This is a genomic window from Wolbachia endosymbiont (group B) of Ablattaria laevigata, assembly GCF_964277395.1.
Lineage (GTDB): Bacteria > Pseudomonadota > Alphaproteobacteria > Rickettsiales > Anaplasmataceae > Wolbachia.
Genome location: NZ_OZ195519.1, coordinates 75,584 through 93,925, shown reverse-complemented (window position 1 = coordinate 93,925; position 18,342 = coordinate 75,584). Strand labels below are relative to the sequence as shown.

The following is an 18,342-nucleotide window of genomic DNA, read 5'->3' as shown; positions in this document are numbered from 1 at the left end:
TAAACCTATAGCTATATATAATGAATGAATTTTTTTATATATTCGTTATTAGTATTTTGTATTTCTTGGACAGTTCCGTGGTAGATAATATTCCCTTCGTATAATACTGCTATTTTATCAGCTATTTTAAATGCACTATGAATATCATGTGTAATCGTGATAATTGTAGGGTTAAAGTCTTTAGATAATTTTATTATTATCTCGTTTACCATATCTGACATAATTGGGTCCAATCCTGAAGTTGGCTCATCCAATACAATAATTTCTGGATTGTGCGCAATCGCCCTTGCAAGTGCTACTCTTTTTTTCATTCCGCCTGATAGCTCGATTGGAAACATATCTGCTATGCTTTCCTCCAGTCCAACATCATTTAACTTCTCGATTGCTAGCTGTTTTGCCTCCTTTTCGCTGATATTAAAGCGCTTTTTATAATTAAAAGATATATTTTCCCACACTGTAACGTAGTCAAATAAAGCAGAATTTTGAAATAAGACTCCAAATTTATTTTTGCTTTCACTATTTATTTTAATAGACCCTGAGTCTGGTTTTAGCAATCCAATGATTATTTTTGTTAATACAGATTTACCACTTCCTGAGCCGCCAAGTATGACTAATGATTCCCCCTTCGATATATTAAAACTTATGTTGTTTAATATCGTTCTATCATCAAAAGACAAGCTTAGGTTCAATATTGATATTATGGGGCTATACATGTATCAAAGTAATCAAGTAGTTTGCTAAAATGATCAATATGGACGAAAAAACAACAGTTGATGTTGTAGCAACACCTACTCCTCGTGCACCTTCTCTACAATGGTAACCGTAATAACAACTTGAAACAGAAATTATAGCGCCAAAAGCAGTCGCTTTCATTAGCCCAACAACAAAATCGTTTATATTAAAGAATTGAGCTGTATATTTTATGTATATATTTAAATTGTGGTTAAATTCAAAGACTGCGGTGACATACCCTCCAAATATTCCTATTAGATCTGCACATACTGTAAGTATTGGAAATACTATAACTGACGCTAGAATTCTTGGTGCAATTAAATATTTGAAAGGATTGATGTCCAAAGTTGTAAGTGCATCTATTTGTTCAGTGATGCGCATCGTGCCAATTTCTGCTGCAATTGAGGACCCAACCTTTCCTACCATTATTAAGCTAATCAAAACTGGCCCTAACTCTTTAATGATAGTGATCGTAACAAGCTTAGGTACTACTTGTTCTTGATTAATCAATAGACCACTTAAGCTACTTTGTAAAACTATCACCGCTCCTATAAAAACTCCAGTGAGCCCAACAATTGGTAAAGAGAAAAAGCCTATCTCTATAATTTGTTTTGCTACATTGCTAAAATAATACGGTGGCACAAAGCAGTGGTATAGAGATTGAATAAAAAACACAAATGCGTTACCAAGCCTCAACAGAAAGTTGATAAAGCACCTACCGATTATTCTAACACTGTTTACATCAAAGGAACTCACTTTGCATTTATCTTAGCTAAAAATTAGTTTTACTGATTTTATTAAAATTTTTATTAACTCTATCGCAGAGTATAGTCAAGATATATCTTAAGTTCAATATACTTTGATCAAAATGCTTGAGTTTAAGTTTATAAGACTGAATTGTATAAGAAAACCTTACTTATTTCGCTATTTACTTCTTGTAAAAAACATGCTACTAATAAATTGTGTTATATAATTGAATTGGAGTAAGTTTTGGCAGTTCCGAAGAGAAAAAAGTCAAAGTCAAGGCGTAATATGCATCGTTCTCATCATGCTATTAAGCCTAAGAATATTGTGGTATGTGCAACAACTGGAGAATTCATGTTGCCTCATAACATAGCAGTTGACAATAGTTACAAAGGAAAACGTGTTTTCATTAAACAAAAGGCGGAGTAACTCATGATATGTTACCCACGGTCAACAACAACATAGTTATCGCACTTGATGCTATGGGAGGGGATTTTGCACCTCTTTCCGTAATTCAGGGTGCTAGTTTTTTCTTGGATAATCTTGTTGATCCAGGTGTTGAAGTTTTTTTTCATATTTATGGAGATCAGAAAGAAATATCTCCTTTGCTTTCAAAATACAAAAAAGTAATCGATAACTCCGAATTTACCCATTGCTCTGATAATGTTCTTCCAAATGATAAACCCTCTTTTGCACTGAAACATCGCAAAGATTCAAGTATGAAGGCAGCTGTTGAAGCAGTGAAAAAAGGTAAAGCTTTTGGAATGGTGTCTTCAGGAAACACTGGAGCATTGATGGCTATCTCCAGATTTATTTTAGGAACATTACCCAATATCTATCGTCCTGCTATTGTATCTGTCTGTCCAACTAAGACAAAAAGCTTTGCATTGCTTGATCTTGGTGCAAATGTTGACTGTAATACTGACTCATTATTTCAATTTGCATTAATGGGGAGTATATTTGCAAAAATAGCATTAAAAGTTGAAAATCCTGAAGTCGCTTTGCTAAACATTGGTACAGAAGAAGTGAAAGGTACTGACTCAGTAAGAGGAGCTTTTGAGTTACTCAAAAATGCTCCAAGTATTAACTTCAAAGGATATATAGAGGCAAGTGAATTTTTAGATGGTAATATAGACGTAATTGTTGCTGATGGTTTTGTTGGTAATGTAATGCTCAAGACAGCTGAGGCAACTGCTGGTACTTTTATCAGTCTAATAAAACAGGAAGTATTTAACTCATGGATGACAAAAATGCTTGTCGGCATATTGTTGAAACCCAAGCTAAATAAAGCATTAGAGCGTTTTAATCCTAAAATTAGAAGTGGAGCTATGTTTTTAGGGCTAAATGGTATCATTATAAAGAGCCACGGAAATTCTGATGCTATTTCTTTTGCTCACGCTATAAAATTTGCAGTAAATGCAATCAGTGAAAATTTAAACCAGAAGATAATTAACGGGGTAAGTCATATTGAATAAAAGTTTCATATTGAGCACTGGTTCTTACCTACCAAAAAAAATTTTGAGTAATAACGAAATTGCATCGATAGTTGAAACAAACGATGAATGGATAAGGCAAAGAACAGGAATAGTTCAAAGACATATAGCAGATGAAGGAGAACTAACGTCAGATTTAGCTGTTAATGCAGCGAAAAATGCTATAGAAAAAGCGAAAATTTCAATAGATGAAATTGGTTTGATCATAGTTGCAACAACAACACCTGACAAAACTTTTCCTAGCTGTGCAACGATTATACAAAGTAAATTAAAGTGTAAAAACGCATTTGCTTTTGATGTACAGGCAGCATGCTCTGGTTTTATATATGCAGTTACAGTTGCTGATTCACTTATAAAGTCTAACGATAGAATTAAATACGCGCTTGTTATTGGTGCTGAAATAATGTCTAGGATTGTTGATTGGGAAGATAGGTCAACTTGTGTACTCTTTGGTGATGGTGCTGGTGCAGTGATAATGAAATCAGAAATGAGTAGCAGTAGCATTATATCAACAAACTTACACTCTGATGGCAATGTGGACTTATTATGTACAAACGGAGGAATATCCTCTACTCGTGATTCTGGAAAGATACTTATGAATGGAAGAGAAGTGTTTAAACATGCAGTAGAGAAATTAACAGCCTCAGTAGAGGAAACTCTAAAATGCAATAGTTTAAAGATTACTGATATTGACTGGTTAATTCCCCATCAAGCAAACATTCGCATTATTGAAGCAGTAGTAAAGAAATTAGATTTTCCTATAGAAAAAGTAATTAATACAGTTGATAAGCATGCAAACACCTCAGCAGCGTCAATTCCACTAGCCTTAGACTATGCAGTACAAGAATCAAAAATAAAGTCAGGAAATCTGATATTGCTGATTTCAATAGGTGCAGGTTTAGCCTGGGGTTCTGTGTTACTGCGCTATTAGACTTCCTATTACCCACGCTTCTTTTTTCTCAGTTTTATCGTTACATGCTGTACTGACAAAGTTTTGAGATATTATCACAAACATTATATTCACAAGAAATACTTGACTTCACGTGTACTAAGAAGCATTTTATATATGATGTGTGCCCGTAGCTCAGTTGGATAGAGCAACAGCCTTCTAAGCTGTGGGTCGTAGGTTCGAATCCTACCGGGCACATTCTTCTATCAATGCTTTCTATAAATTTTCAAGTATTCTGGTACCACATTTTCAATTGCTAGTGGTCTAATTTTCATTGTTTCGAGATCATCTGACTTTTCGATTGAACTACTCATCATAACTTTCACCTGATCTCGAGTAAGTATAGGGCTTGCATCTCCAGTTATAGGTTTTAACAGCACAGAAACAACTTTACTTTCTAAGAAAAAGGCTATCAATCTTGCCATTGGAAAAGGTACATTGATCAGTAGACACTTTCTGTTAGTCACATTCAGAATAAACTTTAATAAGCTTTTAAAAGAGTAAACTTTTGATCCACCTATATTATAAATTTTTTTATCTTGCTTATTAAAGCTGATAATACGGTATACCACTTCAGCTAAGTTTGTTACACATATCGGCTGAAACTTCGTTATTCCACTACCGATCAACGGCAAAAAAGGAAGAATTGTTGCTAATCTTGCAAATTTATTAAAGAAATTATCTTCTTTACCAAATACAAGACTGGGCTTAATTATCATTGCTCCTTGAAACGCCGAAGCTACAGCTTTCTCACCTTTCAATTTACTTTGGGCATATTTTGATAACTTATCATTTTCTATTCCCATGGCAGAAAAATGTATCATCATGGATACATTTTTTATTTGCGCAGCTTTTGCTATTCTTTCAGCTATTCCAACATGAACTGTATAGAAATCGTATTTTCTTTTTTCATATAATATTCCTACTAAGTTTATAACAACATCACACCCCTCCATACTTTCTAAAATTGATTTTTCATTAAAAAAATCTCCTTCAAGTATTGATATTTGCCCTAAGTTGCCACATAACTTTAGACAAGCAGCTTTTTCCTGATCACGAGTAAATATTCTTATTAAATACCCCGCCGCTGCCAAGCGTCTTACGATGTGTTTTCCTATAAATCCCGTTCCACCAAAAATAACTATACGTTTTATCACAGTTAAAACTTCCAATAACTTAACTTTAAATTAATACAATAGTTTTATTTAATATTCTATTGTGAATTCCTGCACTATAAGGTCCATTCTCATTCCATGAGAACCTTTAACTAAAATTACATCATTACCTTGAACAATATTAGCTAAATTACTTTTCAATTGGTTAGAATCATCGAAATGCATGCCTTTTATATTCTCCGGTAAAAGTTTATTCAATTCTAACATAAATTTACCAACTGTATGAACTTTATTCACATTTTGTTCTACTATAGAGTCAAGCAATTCTGTATGAAATACTATGCTTTCATTACCAAGTTCTAACATATCGCCGAGTAGTGCCACTTTTCTTAAATTAGAATATGTACCTAAAGTTCTTATTGCAGCCTTCATTGAAGTAGGGTTAGCATTATAGGAGTCGTTAATCAAATGTACTAATTTTCCATTGTATTTAGCTTGATGAACATTACCTCTACCTTCTGTTACAGTAAAATTCTCAAGTGCTAGTGGTAATTTCGATAAATCAAGTCCTAGACTTTGCACAACTGCTGTCACAACTAATGCAGAGTATGTAAAATGCTCACCCCGCAAACGTAAATTACAGTTTATAATTTGACCGTTGTGCGGTTTAATTTTTAAATTTATACCGCTATCGTTTCTTATTAGGTCTAACAAACGAACAGTAGCACTTTCATTCTTACCAAAGCTCACTACATTTCTGTCAGCATTTGATAAAAGATAATCATAATGTTTATTATCCTTGTTCAAAACCAAAGTACCATTATTTTTCATACCACATAGGACTTCTAACTTCGCTTGCGCAATATCAAGTAGAGATGAAAAATTTTCAACATGCGCAGGTTCGATGTTGGTAATAACTGCAATATCCGGATTGCTAATCTTCGATAGCTCTTTTATCTCACCAGCTCTATTCATTCCCATTTCAAGGATTAAGTACTGGCAGTTTTTTGGGACTTTTAGAATAGTAAAAGGTAATCCTATATTATTATTCAAGTTATCTTTGTTTGCATAAGACTCTCCATATTGCGATAGAACAGTGTGCAGCATGTCCTTTGTAGTCGTTTTCCCGACACTACCTGTAATTGTAATAACTTTAGCATTAACAAGAACATTTCTAATGTAATATGATGCCATATTATGCAAAGCTTTTAGAGTATCTTGCACAATAATTAGAGGAAAATTTCTATATTTATCTTCGCTTACTACCGCAGCAACAGCTCCTTTTAAAAATGCTTCATGTAGAAAATCATGCCCATCAAATTTCTTTCCCTTGAGAGCAATAAATAAATCACCTTTTTTTATGCTTCTTGTATCCGTTGAAATATTTGAGCTATATACCGAATTACAAACACCCTCCCCTCTTCCGCCAGTAGCATCGATAATATTATTTGCGTTCCATTTTAACATAATTTATCTTTAAAGGTAATTTGAACAAGAAAAGCAGCAAAAATACTACATACTTTGGTAATGTACAAATAATGATTGCTATCTCTATAATTTCATCTTATAATAGATATACAAGCTTAAATATTTTCGTCTATAATTGGGTGTATTTTACTATCTGATTGTAGAAAGTGACTTGGAGGTATGTATGGCAGAAGATGAGTCAAATAAAAAGTCTATTTTGGCTAAGATAAAAGGCGTGTTTTTTCTTGTGCCTAAAGCACTTATTTATCCTATAAAGAAACCGTTTGCTTCAATTGATGAAATGAAGCATGATGCTAAAGTTTCATTAAAAAAGGCTGTGAGTGATGTACCTAAAGAAGAAGAGAAATATGACCCACCTATAAAAACCACAGAAGCTAGTAAGTACCTTGGCATACAAATAACAAAACAAGGAAAAGGAAAGGTAAGTTTTTTAGCGTCAAGAACTTTAACGGGGGATATACCTTACTTGAGTCCAGAGAAATTAGATAAAATAAGGAAAGATCTGCCAAATATAACTATTTCTAGAGAAGAAAACAAAATTGTAATTGAAGTTGATGTTGAGAAGATTATCCAAGAAATAAAAGATAAAAATCCAGGTATAGATGCAAAAGTAATGAAAAAGTACGCTCTTGAAGGAATTTATAATAAAATTGATTATGATCTCAAAAATTTGGCAAAAATTACTGGTGGAGAGTTTAAAGTTCACACAGACCGAAAGTTGCTGTATGATATTGCAGAAAAGTTGTATAGTGGATACGATAGTAAAAAGCAGCAGTCAAAGGAAGTTGTAAGGCCCATGGATAAAGAAAAGTCATCAGAGAAAATTCTAAATAATTGGCAAAAAGCTATTAAACAAGATTTTGAAAGTTGCGAAAGCATAAGAGGTAGGGGGAAATAAATTATGGAGAGTGTTATGAAAGAAGTTAAAATAGAGGAAAGGTATCATAGCCTAACTGTTCCTGGAGATATGTATCATTTACAACCAGAAGTTATTGCTGCAAGAAGGGCAAAAAGAATAGAAACGTTTTCAAAAAGACACCAAATGGACTATGGGTCAGTTTTGCGTGGACAAGATATACAGCTAAAAGACGTTTCAAGTCTTGAAGATGCTTCTAGCGAAGCAGCAATAAGCCCACCTTCTACACCAAATCATAAGCAAAATAGAAGAGGACCAGGAATTTAATAAAGTATGGGTAGTACAGCTTATGATGACACTAATATTTTTGCTAAGATATTAAGAGGTGAGTTGTCTTATGAGGAAATACATAAAAATGAAAATGTGCTAGCTTTTCGTGATAAGTATCCTGATGCACCAGTTCATATTCTAGTTATACCAAAAGCTCAATACGTTTCATACGATGATTTTGTTCTGAAAGCTTCCGAAGAGGAAATAGTAAGTTTTTTTAAAACTGTTAGAGAAATAGCACATAAATATAACTTAGAAAAAACAGGATATAGATTAGTTACTAATCACGGTAAAGATGGAGAGCAAGTTATACCGCACTTTCACATACATATTTTAGGTGGTAAAAGATTAGGAAAGCATGTAAATTCATAGTGTTATATGTTTTTTAAATGAGTGAATATTTAACCATATTAATTTTTATCTGTGTATCAATTGTAGTATCCTTTACTTTAGGTGTATTACCTATGTTTCTTGCAGTCAGTAACCCAGATGGTGAAAAGCTTTCTACATATGAGTGTGGCTTTAATCCTTTATCAAGAGCCAGAAAAAGTTTCGACATAAAATTTTACTTAGTTGCAATATTGTTCATAATATTCGATTTAGAAATTGCTTTTCTTTTCCCTTGGGCCGTTTCTTTATCTAAAATAAGCTATTGCGGATTTTGGTCTATGATGATATTCCTTGCAATACTTACTATAGGCTTTATTTATGAGTGGTGTAAAGGTGCGTTGGAATGGGAGTAAATTTATCTAATGACGACTGGAATCGTTACAAAAAAGAAGGTTTTCTTATCACTAAATTTGGCGATTTAATAGATTATATAATGAACTGGGCAAGGTCTGGTTCATTGTGGCCAATGACATTTGGTCTTGCATGTTGCGCAGTAGAGATGATGCACACTGCATCCAGTCGTTATGATCTTGATAGATATGGCATAATCTTTCGTGCAAGCCCAAGGCAAGCAGATGTTATGATTGTTGCTGGCACGTTAACTAATAAAATGGCAGCAGCATTGCGTAAAGTTTATGATCAAATGGCAGATCCCAAATACGTCGTTTCTATGGGAAGTTGTGCAAATGGCGGTGGCTATTATCATTATTCTTACTCAGTAGTCCGTGGTTGCGATAGAATTGTGCCAGTTGATGTGTATGTTCCTGGATGCCCTCCAACTGCTGAGGCGTTGCTATATGGAATGCTATGTCTACAAAATAAAATAAAACGAACTAAAAATATATAGCATGGATAAAACTGCAAAATACATACAAAAAAAGACTAAATGTGAATGTATTCAGAAAAATGATGGCACTATTGTAATATATTCAGCTTTGAATGACATTCAAAATCACTTACTCTTTCTACGTGATGATGAAAAGTGTAGGCTTGAATTATTAGTTGACGTTTTTGGAGTTGATTACCCAAATAGAGAAAAACGTTTCGAGCTAATATACAATTTGCTCAGCGTTGTACACAATATCAGAGTGCACATAAAGCTTCAGTTATGTGAAGGTGATATACCTCTAAGTGTAGAAAAGATATTTAACGCAGCTTCGTGGTTTGAGCGTGAAGTATTTGATATGTATGGAATAGAGTTTTCTGATCACCCAGATTTACGTAGGATTTTAACGGATTATGGATTCAAAGGTCATCCAATGTTAAAAGATTTTCCTCTCACTGGCTACGAGGAAGTAAGATACGATATAGAGGCAAAAAAGGTTGTATATAATCCTATAGACTTACCACAAGATTTTCGTATGTTTGACAGCTTATCCCCTTGGGAAGGTAGTAAAGCCACAAAAGTAAATATAAAGGAGTAGAAAATGACAGCACAAAGAAAAAAAATATCTTTGATTGGTGCAGGAAATATCGGTGGGACTCTTGCCCATATGATTGCACTAAGAGAGCTAGGAGATGTTATTTTGCTTGATGTAAGCGATGGAATACCACAAGGTAAAGCGCTTGACATTACAGAATCATCTCCTATTGATCGATCTAATGTCAATATTACTGGTACAAATAGGTATGAAGATATAAAAAACTCTGACGCAATTATAATAACTGCTGGCATTGCCAGAAAACCTGGAATGAGCAGAGATGACCTTCTGCAAACTAATGCTGCAGTAATGAAAGAGGTTGGGGAAAATATTAAAAAACATTCTCCAAACGCATTTGTAATAGTGGTTACCAATCCTTTAGATGCTATGGTTTCAGTAGTATACAAATCTTCAAGTCTGCCAACTAATATGATTGTTGGTATGGCAGGAGTGCTTGACTCTGCTCGTTTTCGTTATTTTCTTGCAAGTGAGTTAAATATTTCTGTCGAAGATGTATCTGCTTTTGTGCTTGGAGGACATGGTGACACTATGGTACCACTAATCAATTATGCTTCAATTGCTGGCATTCCACTTACCCAAATCATTGAGATGGGTTTGATTACGCGAGGAAAAGTTGATGAAATAGTTGAGCGCACTCGTAATGGTGGAAAAGAAATAGTTGATCTACTTAAATCTGGATCTGCATACTATGCTCCTGCATCTTCAGCCATAAGTATGCTAGAATCATACTTAAAAGATAAAAGGCGTATATTACCATGCGCTGCTTATCTTAATGGTGAATATGGTGTGAAAGACTTATTCATTGGTGTTCCTACTATTATTGGCAAAAATGGAGTTGAGAAAGTTCTAGAAGTTAAAATGAACGATAGTGAACAAGAGATGTTTTATAAATCTGTAAGTGCAGTAAAAGAGCTCTGTCAGCTAAATTAATTGCCCTATAGAATTTCTTTGAGCTCAAGCTTCGAAAACAGTCTAAAAAAATTATTTGTAGTTATTTTTGCTACTTGTTCCGGCGATTCATTCCATAATTCTGCTAAACAATTCACAACATATTTCACCATTGCCGGTTCATTTTTTCTTCCTCTGTAAGGCTCAGGAGATAGATAAGGTGCATCAGTTTCAACTAAAACACGCTCACGTGGCACATTTTGTGCAATTTCTCTTAGTAAGTTCGCATTTTTAAAAGTAATAATTCCAGAAAATGAAATGTATAATCCCAAGTCCATAGCCTTATAAGCAAGCTCTTTAGAAGAAGCAAAGCAATGCATTACTCCACTAAAAGCGTCCTTCTTCATTTCTGAATTTAACATATCAATCATCTCACTATCAGCATTTCTAGTGTGAATAACTAAAGGTAATCCTGTTACTTTTGCCGCTTCTATATGTGATGCAAAACTTTTTTTTTGATTGCTTTTGTTATCAGATTTATAAAAATCTAATCCAGTTTCACCGATACTAATTACCTTTTTGCCCTTAGTAAATTCAATCAATTCATCAGCATTTATACATTCACCTTTTTCCACATTAGTATCAAGCGGATGTATACCAACGGAGCAGTAGACTTGATCATAGGATGAAGAGATTTTTAATAATTTAGGGATATCATTAATGCTTATACATATGTTATGCAAAATTCTCACACCATTTTGCTCTGCTCTTGAAATTACCTTTGGTATTTCATCATCAGAAAAATAAATTAGATGACAATGAGAATCAACTATCATAAATAGATCCTTTTATGATAGAAGAAAACTCTTCTATCACTTTTTTATAAACTTCTTTTTTGAACGGTATGGCACTGGCTACCAAATCATCCACATTTTGCCAACGCCACTCTTTGAACTCTGGATGATCAGTATAGTTAATATTAATATCCTTATCCTTCCCACAAAATTTCATTAAGAACCACCTTTGCTTTTGGCCAGAATATCTCCCATTCCAGCATATCGGTATAACTTCCTCGGGTAAGTTGTAATATATCCACTCTTTATTTTGAGCCACAACTTCTGCTTCATCAGTACCAACTTCCTCCAATAGCTCACGTAGCGCTGCCTGCTCTAGTTCTTCACCTTCATCAACTCCTCCTTGTGGCATCTGCCAATAAGAGTCACTATCAAAGCGTTTTCCAATAAAAACATTTCCCTGTTTGTTAAATAGCATTATGCCAACACAAGGGCGATACTCTTTCTCCTGGCTAACCACAAATATTCTCTGTTGCTAAATTATCTATCATAGAAGTTCCAACTACTTTTTTACTATTCATTTTTTCAACAATTTTTTTTGCAACTTCTTTTGCGCTTAAGTTTGAGTTATCAATTTCAAGTGAACCTTGAGGCACAAATAGTTTCTTTCCTTTAATTCTTCTCATAGCAAAATCTGAATCAGTAATTTTTCTCTCCTGCTCTCTTTCCTTTAATTGAACGCGCTTTACTAGTTCTCCACTATTACAATATAACACCACAGGGAGAATCTCCACGTTCATTTTTTTACTTAAATTCACCACTGAGTTATATACTTTTTGATCATAGGAATCACCTTTTATCAATTCGTTTGTAAATATATAATGCTTTGATTCTATATGGTATTTTTCCAATATTGCTAACATATTCTCTCTAATCACAAAAATTTCTTCCCATATTTCACTTGTAACCTCAGCGTTTCTGAAATCAATCATATCAAATATAATATTATTAAACAGGTTATTGTCTACTATCACCCCATCAATAATATTACACAGCTCTTTTGCAATCGTAAGTTTGCCACTACCCGGAAATCCGATTAAGTAAATGATCATACCATCAGAAAACTATCATATATTACAAATATATGTATTATAAACGTTACACTAGAAACATATCAAAAATAGTTCATATTCAGAAATTTTGAGTGTATCATTACAGATAAATTATATAATTTAGAATAATGAATGGTGATACAGAATCAATAAAAAATACAATTGTAGATGTAATAGATCAAAACAAAGGTCAAGATATAGTTACTTTTGATGTACAGAATAAAACTGTCATTGCAAAATATATGATCATTGCATCCGGTGATTCGAGCCGCCATGTAAAAGCATTAGCTGAGCACGTGATGAAAAATCTCAAGCAATATGATAAAATAGATGTAGAAGGTATGGATGAAGGTAACTGGGTGATTGTGAATTTTCAAGGTATAATGGTTCACCTATTCAGGCCAGAAGTAAGAGAATATTATAAGATAGAAGAGTTATGGAATTGATTATCCAGGTAGCTGGTATACACTTGCTCAAATGTTGTAATTTTGAAGGCAACCCTTATGAAGTTGGTGGTGTCATTCCAGTGCTTGACACTGGAATCTAGAAAACTTAATCATAAACGAGCACACTATACAACATTTTTGATGAAATTTCATAATAAACTGGATTCCAGCGTCAAGCACTGGAATGACGCCATCGTTAACAACACCGTTTACACACAAAATAACATATTATGAAACATAAATCCGAGTTTTTAAACTTCATTCAAGAAAGAGGATACCTATATCAATGTACAAACATTGATAGGTTAGACCAGCTATTATCACAAGATAATTATATAATTGCATACATTGGGTTTGATTGTACGGCACCAAGTTTGCATATTGGCAGTCTCATTCAAATCATGATGCTCCGTCACCTACAAAAATTCGGTTATAAGCCAATAATTCTACTTGGAGGTGGCACAACAAAAATTGGTGACCCATCTGGTAAAGACAAAGCAAGAAGCGTCTTGCCGATAGAAGATATCAATCAAAATATACTTGGTATAAAGAAAACCCTCGAGAAGATGATATCTTTCGATTATGGAAAAACTGGTGCAATCATAGTAAACAACGCAGATTGGTTAGATAACATAAAATATATAGACTTTTTGCGTGATATAGGGACACATTTTTCTGTAAATCGCATGTTAGGCTTTGATAGTGTGAAAATTAGGCTAGATAGGGAGCAAAATCTAAGCTTTCTCGAGTTTAATTACATGTTGTTACAAGCCTATGATTTTGTCGAGTTGAATAAAAAGTATGGCTGTCGTCTCCAGATTGGAGGGTCAGACCAATGGGGAAATATAGTAAACGGAATTGAACTTGGCAAAAAGTTAAATTTACCTGAGCTGTTTGGTCTTACCACACCTCTTTTATTAAACGCACAAGGAAAAAAGATGGGCAAAACTGAAAGTGGAGCAGTATGGCTTGATGGTAGCATGCTAAAGCCCTATGACTACTGGCAATATTTTCGCAATGTTGATGATCAAGATGTTGGTCGTTTTTTGAGACTTTTCACTGATTTATCAATTGATGAAATTAAAAAACTAGAGTCCTTGAAGGATCAAGAAACAAACGAAGCAAAAAAGGTCTTGGCAACAGAAGTGACAAAAATATGTCACGGTTGTAAAGAAGCGAAACTTGCACGATCTGCTGCAATCTCTGCTTTTGAAAATGAAGACAGTTCATTGCTTTCTGGTTACACTATCACAAGAGAACAAGTTGCAAATGGCATACTCCTGATAGACTTGCTTCATGACACCGGTTTTGAACCTTCAAAAGGCGCGGCAAAGCGTTTAATACAGGGCAATGGATGCAAAGTTAATGATAATACTATAAATGATGTTAACTATATAATAAATTCTGAGAGCTTCAAAGATCAGTCATTCATAAAATTGTCTGCAGGAAAGAAACGCCATATTAAAATTTTAGTGAGTGAAGTAAGAAAGTAAATTTGTCTCTGTTCAGCAGAATAGCAAAATAAGGTAGCCAAGAAAAGATAATTATAGGAACAAATGGATATCATTGAAGCAGCTGACACTGTGGCAGAATCGCTAGGCAACCCTACTATCGCTAGCAGTTTCTTGCTGTCGATTTGCTAAGATTGGTTTATCAACTTGAGTATCAGGCTTTGACAATTTATATATAGCATTGCCAACTATTAGTGCTGTTGCTGTAATTGCAACTACTGCTATAACTATAGGTATTAACTCAGCTGTAATTGCTCCGGCTGTAAAAAGTGCTATAGATATAGCAGTACCTAATAATGCAGTTACTCCACCGGGGCTTTGTTGCATCACTATCTATGAAAGGCTAACTATACAAGCAGCTTATTGAAAATCTTATTTTTTGCAATCAATCTGATCAAATTTAAGAATAGTAATTTATTGTTTGTACTAGTAAATTTAATTCTACTTAAAATAGCTAAAGCATTGAAATTCTTGAATTCTAGCTAGATTAGTGAATGATAGTAAAACTTCTTTTACTTAAATTTAGATATTTACTGACTGTCCTTACTATAAATGCTAGAATAATAAGCTATTGATATTCTACATTTTATCTTTTATTCATCGTAGATAGCGATGCAACAAAACCCAATAGCGTTAACTTAAGGAAAGATGTTAAGGAGTAAAATACTGTGAAAAATAGGACCTTTGGTTTCTATTTTATTTCAATAAAGAAGATATCAGTAAAGCTTATTTATTAAGGTGTCACATAGAGGAGTGCTATAAACGACTCAAAGTAGAAGTAGAATTAGAGAATTTTTCTGAGATAAATTTAGAGATAAGAATTTTGTGCAAACTTGGTCATGTGCAATACTTCATATGTGTGATGCACAAGAGCCTTGGAACCCAGATCAAATTGCTGAGTATCGTTTAAATTTTTCAGTTTTATTTGGTGTAATGAGACAGAAACTTTATCAGGTGCTTATTAGCACCAAAAAACTTTCAAGCCCTTTTTAAAATACGCACTAAAGTTAACGTGAAGATTGTATAGCCGCAATAAAGTAGATAAGCCTAAACGTCATAATGTCTTTAGGAGAGCTTGCTAATTTATTCTCTTAAGTTAACGCCATTGCCTGAACAGATACATAAAAAAGTAGTACTTGCAAGAAAGAGTTACTTAAGAAATTAATTGACTTTGCTATTTTCTCTAACATACCTAGAAGAAATAGATACATTATCTAATGCACTACTAATCCTAGTATTCCTTTCATTAATCGCTGCAGTTGGTTGAAAGGCAGCATAGATGATGTATTGCGGCATATCATTAATTTGTGCTAGAATAAAATTAATACATTCAATATTACCTTTATATATAGCAATGCCAAGTGGTATTAAGCTGTACGTCCGACCGTCTTTATAGTTTATAGTATTTTCAGTAGTCAGAATCTCTTGCAATATACCGCTATTTTGAGCCTGAGTTAAAATCGAATTAATATGTGCATGATTACCTTCATGTATAGCAAAGCCAAGTGATGTTAAGTTGTACGTCCAACCATCTGGAGAATATACAGTATTTTTAGCAGCAAGAACATTTTGCAATATACCACTATTTTGGGCCTGAGTTAAAATCGAATTAATATGTGCATGATTACCTTCATGTATAGCAAAGCCAAGTGATGTTAAGTTGTACGTCCAACCATCTGGAGAACACATAGTATTTTTATTAGCAGTAAGAACTTCTTGCAGCGTACCATTATTTTGAGCTTGTCTTAAAATAGTATTAATATACTCATTGTTATTTCTATATATAGCAAGGCCAAGCAATGTTAAAATGTATGTCCAATTATTCAGAATATCTTGCGATACAACATTATTTTGAATCATTGTTGAAATGTAGTTACAACATTCCTTATTATTTTCATATATGGCAAAGCTAATTGGTGTTAAAATATGCGTCAGACCATCTGAAAACTGTAAAATATTTTCAGCAATAAAAACGCCTTGCAGCATATCATTATTTTGAGCTTTTTCTAAAATAGAACTGATACATTCTTTATTACCTTTATATATAGAGAAACTGAGTGGTGTTAAAGCATACTCCTTAGTATTGAAATACTGTACAATATTTCTAGCAGCAAGAATATCTTGTAGTATTCCACTGTCCTGGGCTTTTGTTAAAATATCATTAATATATCTTGGCTTATTGTAATGTATAGCAAAGCCAAGCGATGTTAAGTTGTACATCAAACCATCTTGATAATTTATAATATTTGGAGCAGTAAGAATATCTTGTAGTATACCATTGTTTTGAGCTTGTTCTAAATAGAATTAACACATTCATTATTGTCTCTATGTATAGCTAGGCTAAGCAGTGTTAAAGTGCGTCCTCCATCTGTTGGAAATCGTGTAGTATATCCTATTGTAAGAACTTTTAGTAAATCATTCTCTGAGGCTACTTTCAAGATATTACTAATTCCCTCACCATTTGATATTACCTTTTTCAACTTAAAATGCAAATTTCGTTGTGCTTGTGTTAAGTTGTTATCATTTAGCATACTCTTGTAACCTCGTTTTAAAGTCAGTGCAGTTTAATTATTCTATGTTAGTATACACCAATAGAAAAAATTTCATCATATGTTCTGGAAAAAATTTACACAGGTTAATGAGGAAACCGTAAGAGAGAGCCTAAAAAAGGTTATAGAGAAGAAAAGTGGTAAGAATGTTGGTGTAGTATCCTCAATTGTTATTAAGGGTAAAGATGTTGCTTTTGCTCTTGAAGTTACTGAGCCAAATGAAGAATTAAGAAAAAATTGTGAGCAAGCTGTTAAGGCGATACCGGGAGTAGGAAAGGTTACTGTAGTTGCTACTGGTCAAAAACAAGCTAGGCAACAAAAAGCTAAACTTCATATCGAAGGAGTGAAAAATATAATTGTCGTTGCTTCTGGTAAAGGAGGTGTGGGTAAGTCGACAGTTGCACTAAATCTAGCTCTTTCGTTAGCAGAATTAAAACATAAAGTTGCGCTAGTTGATGCAGATATATATGGTCCTTCGATTCCTAAAATGTTGGGCACTGAGAAATTAAAACCAGAAATACAGAGTGGTAAAGCAATGCCTATAGAGAAACATGGTCTCTATACTATTTCAATTGGCTATTTTATTGATAAGGACCGCGCAGTAATATGGCGTGGACCTATGATCACAAAAGCACTTTACAATTTGCTAATGGGAACAAGGTGGTCTGATATAGAATATTTAATCATTGATACACCGCCTGGCACTGGCGATGTACATTTAAGTCTGATGGAGAATTTTAGTTTAACTGGAGCAATAATAGTTTCAACTCCACAGGAGCTTGCTTTAGTCGATGCACAAAAAATTTATGATATGTTCACAAAGCTCAGCGTGCCAATTATCGGCATTGTGGAAAATATGAGCTATTTTGTTCAAGATAATTCAAAAATACACATATTTGGAAAAGGTGGTGCAAAAAAAATGTCTGAAGAGCTGGGAGTCAAACTCTTGAGCAGAATTCCTCTAGATCCGCAAATATGTAGTGCTTCTGATTGTGGAAATCCTTCAATACTAAGTGAGGATTTAGTAAGGATTTATGAAGGCATTGCTAAAGATGTTAGGTCTTTTGTATGCAGTCTATAAAGTTTTTTTAAACTACTTTTAAAATAGGTAGAATGTAATTTTAGGTGAATAAAATATTTCAAATGGCAGCAGCGACCTCGTATCTGAACAGACAATAGACTTCTTGGATAACTTAAGAAACAAGTAGTAGAAGCAATATTAGGGAAGGTATAAATTTTGAGCAGGTAAGTAAACTTGATGAAGAGAAGCTTCGAAGACTAAGAGGAGTAAAAAGAAAAACATTGGAAAAATAATAGAAATTTTAATAGAGGAAGAGGCCAAGAAAAAGGCAAGAGGAGGAAAACCAAATATATTTATTAATAGCACTCGAATATTTGTGTAAATACCGTACATATTTCCATATAGCGCAAAGCTATGGAATAAGTGAAAGTTCTTGCTAACGGCTGAATAGAAGATGCATTGATAAAACATCCAGATTTCAG

22 protein-coding genes, 1 tRNA gene and 3 pseudogenes are annotated in these 18,342 nt (G+C 33.7%); 16 read left to right on the top strand and 10 right to left on the bottom strand.

What is annotated here, in order from left to right:
• Positions 1-11: 11 nt before the first annotated feature.
• Positions 12-713 carry an ABC transporter ATP-binding protein gene (locus ACICP1_RS00550; RefSeq protein ID WP_010405332.1) on the bottom strand — a complete coding sequence of 234 codons (702 nt, stop codon included), beginning with the start codon at positions 711-713 and terminating at the stop codon, positions 12-14.
• Positions 706-1,488, bottom strand: coding sequence for an MlaE family ABC transporter permease (locus ACICP1_RS00545; RefSeq protein ID WP_029237671.1), 783 nt, complete (start codon positions 1,486-1,488; stop codon positions 706-708). Before ACICP1_RS00545 ends, ACICP1_RS00550 begins: the two co-directional genes overlap by 8 nt.
• Positions 1,489-1,722: 234 nt before the next feature.
• Between ACICP1_RS00545 and rpmF the strand changes: the two genes are divergently transcribed.
• The 4 genes from rpmF to ACICP1_RS00525 all read left to right on the top strand — a co-directional run bounded on the left by rpmF (position 1,723) and on the right by ACICP1_RS00525 (position 4,116).
• Positions 1,723-1,905 carry a 50S ribosomal protein L32 gene (gene rpmF, locus ACICP1_RS00540; protein WP_006014434.1) on the top strand — a complete coding sequence of 61 codons (183 nt, stop codon included), beginning with the start codon at positions 1,723-1,725 and terminating at the stop codon, positions 1,903-1,905.
• An 8-nt stretch (positions 1,906-1,913) separates the two neighbouring features.
• Positions 1,914-2,951 (top strand): phosphate acyltransferase PlsX, encoded by a 1,038-nt coding sequence (plsX, locus tag ACICP1_RS00535; RefSeq protein ID WP_265030673.1) that lies wholly within the window; start codon positions 1,914-1,916, stop codon positions 2,949-2,951.
• Positions 2,944-3,900, top strand: coding sequence for a beta-ketoacyl-ACP synthase III (locus ACICP1_RS00530; protein ID WP_264377619.1), 957 nt, complete (start codon positions 2,944-2,946; stop codon positions 3,898-3,900). The genes plsX and ACICP1_RS00530 overlap by 8 nt, the downstream gene beginning before the upstream one ends.
• A gap of 142 nt (positions 3,901-4,042) precedes the next feature.
• A tRNA-Arg gene (locus ACICP1_RS00525) sits at positions 4,043-4,116 on the top strand.
• 8 nt (positions 4,117-4,124) lie between these two features.
• Here ACICP1_RS00525 and ACICP1_RS00520 read toward each other — a convergent pair.
• Both ACICP1_RS00520 and ACICP1_RS00515 read right to left on the bottom strand, forming a co-directional pair.
• The gene (locus ACICP1_RS00520) at positions 4,125-5,075 is read right to left on the bottom strand and encodes a complex I NDUFA9 subunit family protein (protein ID WP_179945645.1); all 951 of its coding nucleotides are present in this window, start codon (positions 5,073-5,075) and stop codon (positions 4,125-4,127) included.
• A gap of 48 nt (positions 5,076-5,123) precedes the next feature.
• Entirely contained in the window at positions 5,124-6,500 is a 1,377-nt protein-coding gene (locus ACICP1_RS00515; protein ID WP_395460883.1) for a UDP-N-acetylmuramoyl-tripeptide--D-alanyl-D-alanine ligase, read from the bottom strand.
• A 184-nt stretch (positions 6,501-6,684) separates the two neighbouring features.
• Between ACICP1_RS00515 and ACICP1_RS00510 the strand changes: the two genes are divergently transcribed.
• The 7 genes from ACICP1_RS00510 to mdh are packed head-to-tail and all read left to right on the top strand — an operon-like array spanning position 6,685 to position 10,469.
• Entirely contained in the window at positions 6,685-7,419 is a 735-nt protein-coding gene (locus tag ACICP1_RS00510) for a hypothetical protein (RefSeq protein WP_395460882.1), read from the top strand.
• A 3-nt stretch (positions 7,420-7,422) separates the two neighbouring features.
• Positions 7,423-7,704 carry a hypothetical protein gene (locus tag ACICP1_RS00505; RefSeq protein WP_010403548.1) on the top strand — a complete coding sequence of 94 codons (282 nt, stop codon included), beginning with the start codon at positions 7,423-7,425 and terminating at the stop codon, positions 7,702-7,704.
• 6 nt (positions 7,705-7,710) lie between these two features.
• Complete coding sequence (locus tag ACICP1_RS00500; protein ID WP_006014413.1) at positions 7,711-8,079, top strand: HIT domain-containing protein; 369 nt, start codon at positions 7,711-7,713, stop codon at positions 8,077-8,079.
• A 17-nt stretch (positions 8,080-8,096) separates the two neighbouring features.
• Positions 8,097-8,450: an NADH-quinone oxidoreductase subunit A gene (locus ACICP1_RS00495; RefSeq protein ID WP_064085468.1), complete on the top strand. Its 354-nt coding sequence runs from the start codon at positions 8,097-8,099 to the stop codon at positions 8,448-8,450.
• Positions 8,441-8,944 (top strand): NuoB/complex I 20 kDa subunit family protein, encoded by a 504-nt coding sequence (locus ACICP1_RS00490; RefSeq protein ID WP_265041931.1) that lies wholly within the window; start codon positions 8,441-8,443, stop codon positions 8,942-8,944. The genes ACICP1_RS00495 and ACICP1_RS00490 overlap by 10 nt, the downstream gene beginning before the upstream one ends.
• Before the next feature lies 1 nt (position 8,945).
• On the top strand, positions 8,946-9,521 hold the full coding sequence (locus ACICP1_RS00485) for an NADH-quinone oxidoreductase subunit C (RefSeq protein ID WP_395460881.1): 576 nt from the start codon (positions 8,946-8,948) through the stop codon (positions 9,519-9,521).
• A 3-nt stretch (positions 9,522-9,524) separates the two neighbouring features.
• Positions 9,525-10,469 (top strand): malate dehydrogenase, encoded by a 945-nt coding sequence (gene mdh, locus ACICP1_RS00480; protein WP_211907691.1) that lies wholly within the window; start codon positions 9,525-9,527, stop codon positions 10,467-10,469.
• Positions 10,470-10,474: 5 nt separating this feature from the next.
• Here the strand turns inward: mdh and ACICP1_RS00475 are convergent, their stop codons facing one another.
• Genes ACICP1_RS00475 through ACICP1_RS00465 form a run of 3 tightly spaced genes read right to left on the bottom strand, consistent with a single transcriptional unit; the run spans position 10,475 to position 12,333 of the window.
• Complete coding sequence (locus tag ACICP1_RS00475; protein WP_010403563.1) at positions 10,475-11,263, bottom strand: TatD family hydrolase; 789 nt, start codon at positions 11,261-11,263, stop codon at positions 10,475-10,477.
• A complete protein-coding gene (locus ACICP1_RS00470) occupies positions 11,253-11,741 on the bottom strand; it encodes an RNA pyrophosphohydrolase (RefSeq protein WP_265014863.1) in 489 nt (162 codons plus the stop codon). The genes ACICP1_RS00475 and ACICP1_RS00470 overlap by 11 nt, the downstream gene beginning before the upstream one ends.
• On the bottom strand, positions 11,734-12,333 hold the full coding sequence (locus ACICP1_RS00465; RefSeq protein ID WP_395460880.1) for a hypothetical protein: 600 nt from the start codon (positions 12,331-12,333) through the stop codon (positions 11,734-11,736). Before ACICP1_RS00465 ends, ACICP1_RS00470 begins: the two co-directional genes overlap by 8 nt.
• A gap of 128 nt (positions 12,334-12,461) precedes the next feature.
• On the opposite strand from ACICP1_RS00465, the gene rsfS reads away from it, so the two are divergent.
• Both rsfS and tyrS read left to right on the top strand, forming a co-directional pair.
• Positions 12,462-12,779 carry a ribosome silencing factor gene (gene rsfS, locus ACICP1_RS00460; protein WP_007302263.1) on the top strand — a complete coding sequence of 106 codons (318 nt, stop codon included), beginning with the start codon at positions 12,462-12,464 and terminating at the stop codon, positions 12,777-12,779.
• Between the two features lie 230 nt (positions 12,780-13,009).
• Positions 13,010-14,272 (top strand): tyrosine--tRNA ligase, encoded by a 1,263-nt coding sequence (tyrS, locus tag ACICP1_RS00455; protein WP_264336526.1) that lies wholly within the window; start codon positions 13,010-13,012, stop codon positions 14,270-14,272.
• Positions 14,273-14,374: 102 nt separating this feature from the next.
• Here tyrS and ACICP1_RS00450 read toward each other — a convergent pair.
• Positions 14,375-14,602 (bottom strand): annotated as a pseudogene (locus tag ACICP1_RS00450) (ankyrin repeat domain-containing protein); the annotation flags it as partial.
• 388 nt (positions 14,603-14,990) lie between these two features.
• Between ACICP1_RS00450 and ACICP1_RS00445 the strand changes: the two are divergent.
• A pseudogene (locus ACICP1_RS00445) lies at positions 14,991-15,372 on the top strand (IS4 family transposase); the annotation flags it as partial.
• A gap of 79 nt (positions 15,373-15,451) precedes the next feature.
• Here ACICP1_RS00445 and ACICP1_RS00440 read toward each other — a convergent pair.
• The gene (locus ACICP1_RS00440) at positions 15,452-16,510 is read right to left on the bottom strand and encodes a hypothetical protein (RefSeq protein WP_395460879.1); all 1,059 of its coding nucleotides are present in this window, start codon (positions 16,508-16,510) and stop codon (positions 15,452-15,454) included.
• A 74-nt stretch (positions 16,511-16,584) separates the two neighbouring features.
• Positions 16,585-16,821 (bottom strand): hypothetical protein, encoded by a 237-nt coding sequence (locus ACICP1_RS00435; protein ID WP_395460878.1) that lies wholly within the window; start codon positions 16,819-16,821, stop codon positions 16,585-16,587.
• Between the two features lie 79 nt (positions 16,822-16,900).
• Here ACICP1_RS00435 and ACICP1_RS00430 point away from each other — a divergent pair, with 79 nt between their 5' ends.
• Complete coding sequence (locus ACICP1_RS00430; RefSeq protein ID WP_395460877.1) at positions 16,901-17,920, top strand: P-loop NTPase; 1,020 nt, start codon at positions 16,901-16,903, stop codon at positions 17,918-17,920.
• Between the two features lie 149 nt (positions 17,921-18,069).
• A pseudogene (locus ACICP1_RS00425) lies at positions 18,070-18,294 on the top strand (IS5/IS1182 family transposase); the annotation flags it as partial.
• Positions 18,295-18,342 lie beyond the last annotated feature (48 nt).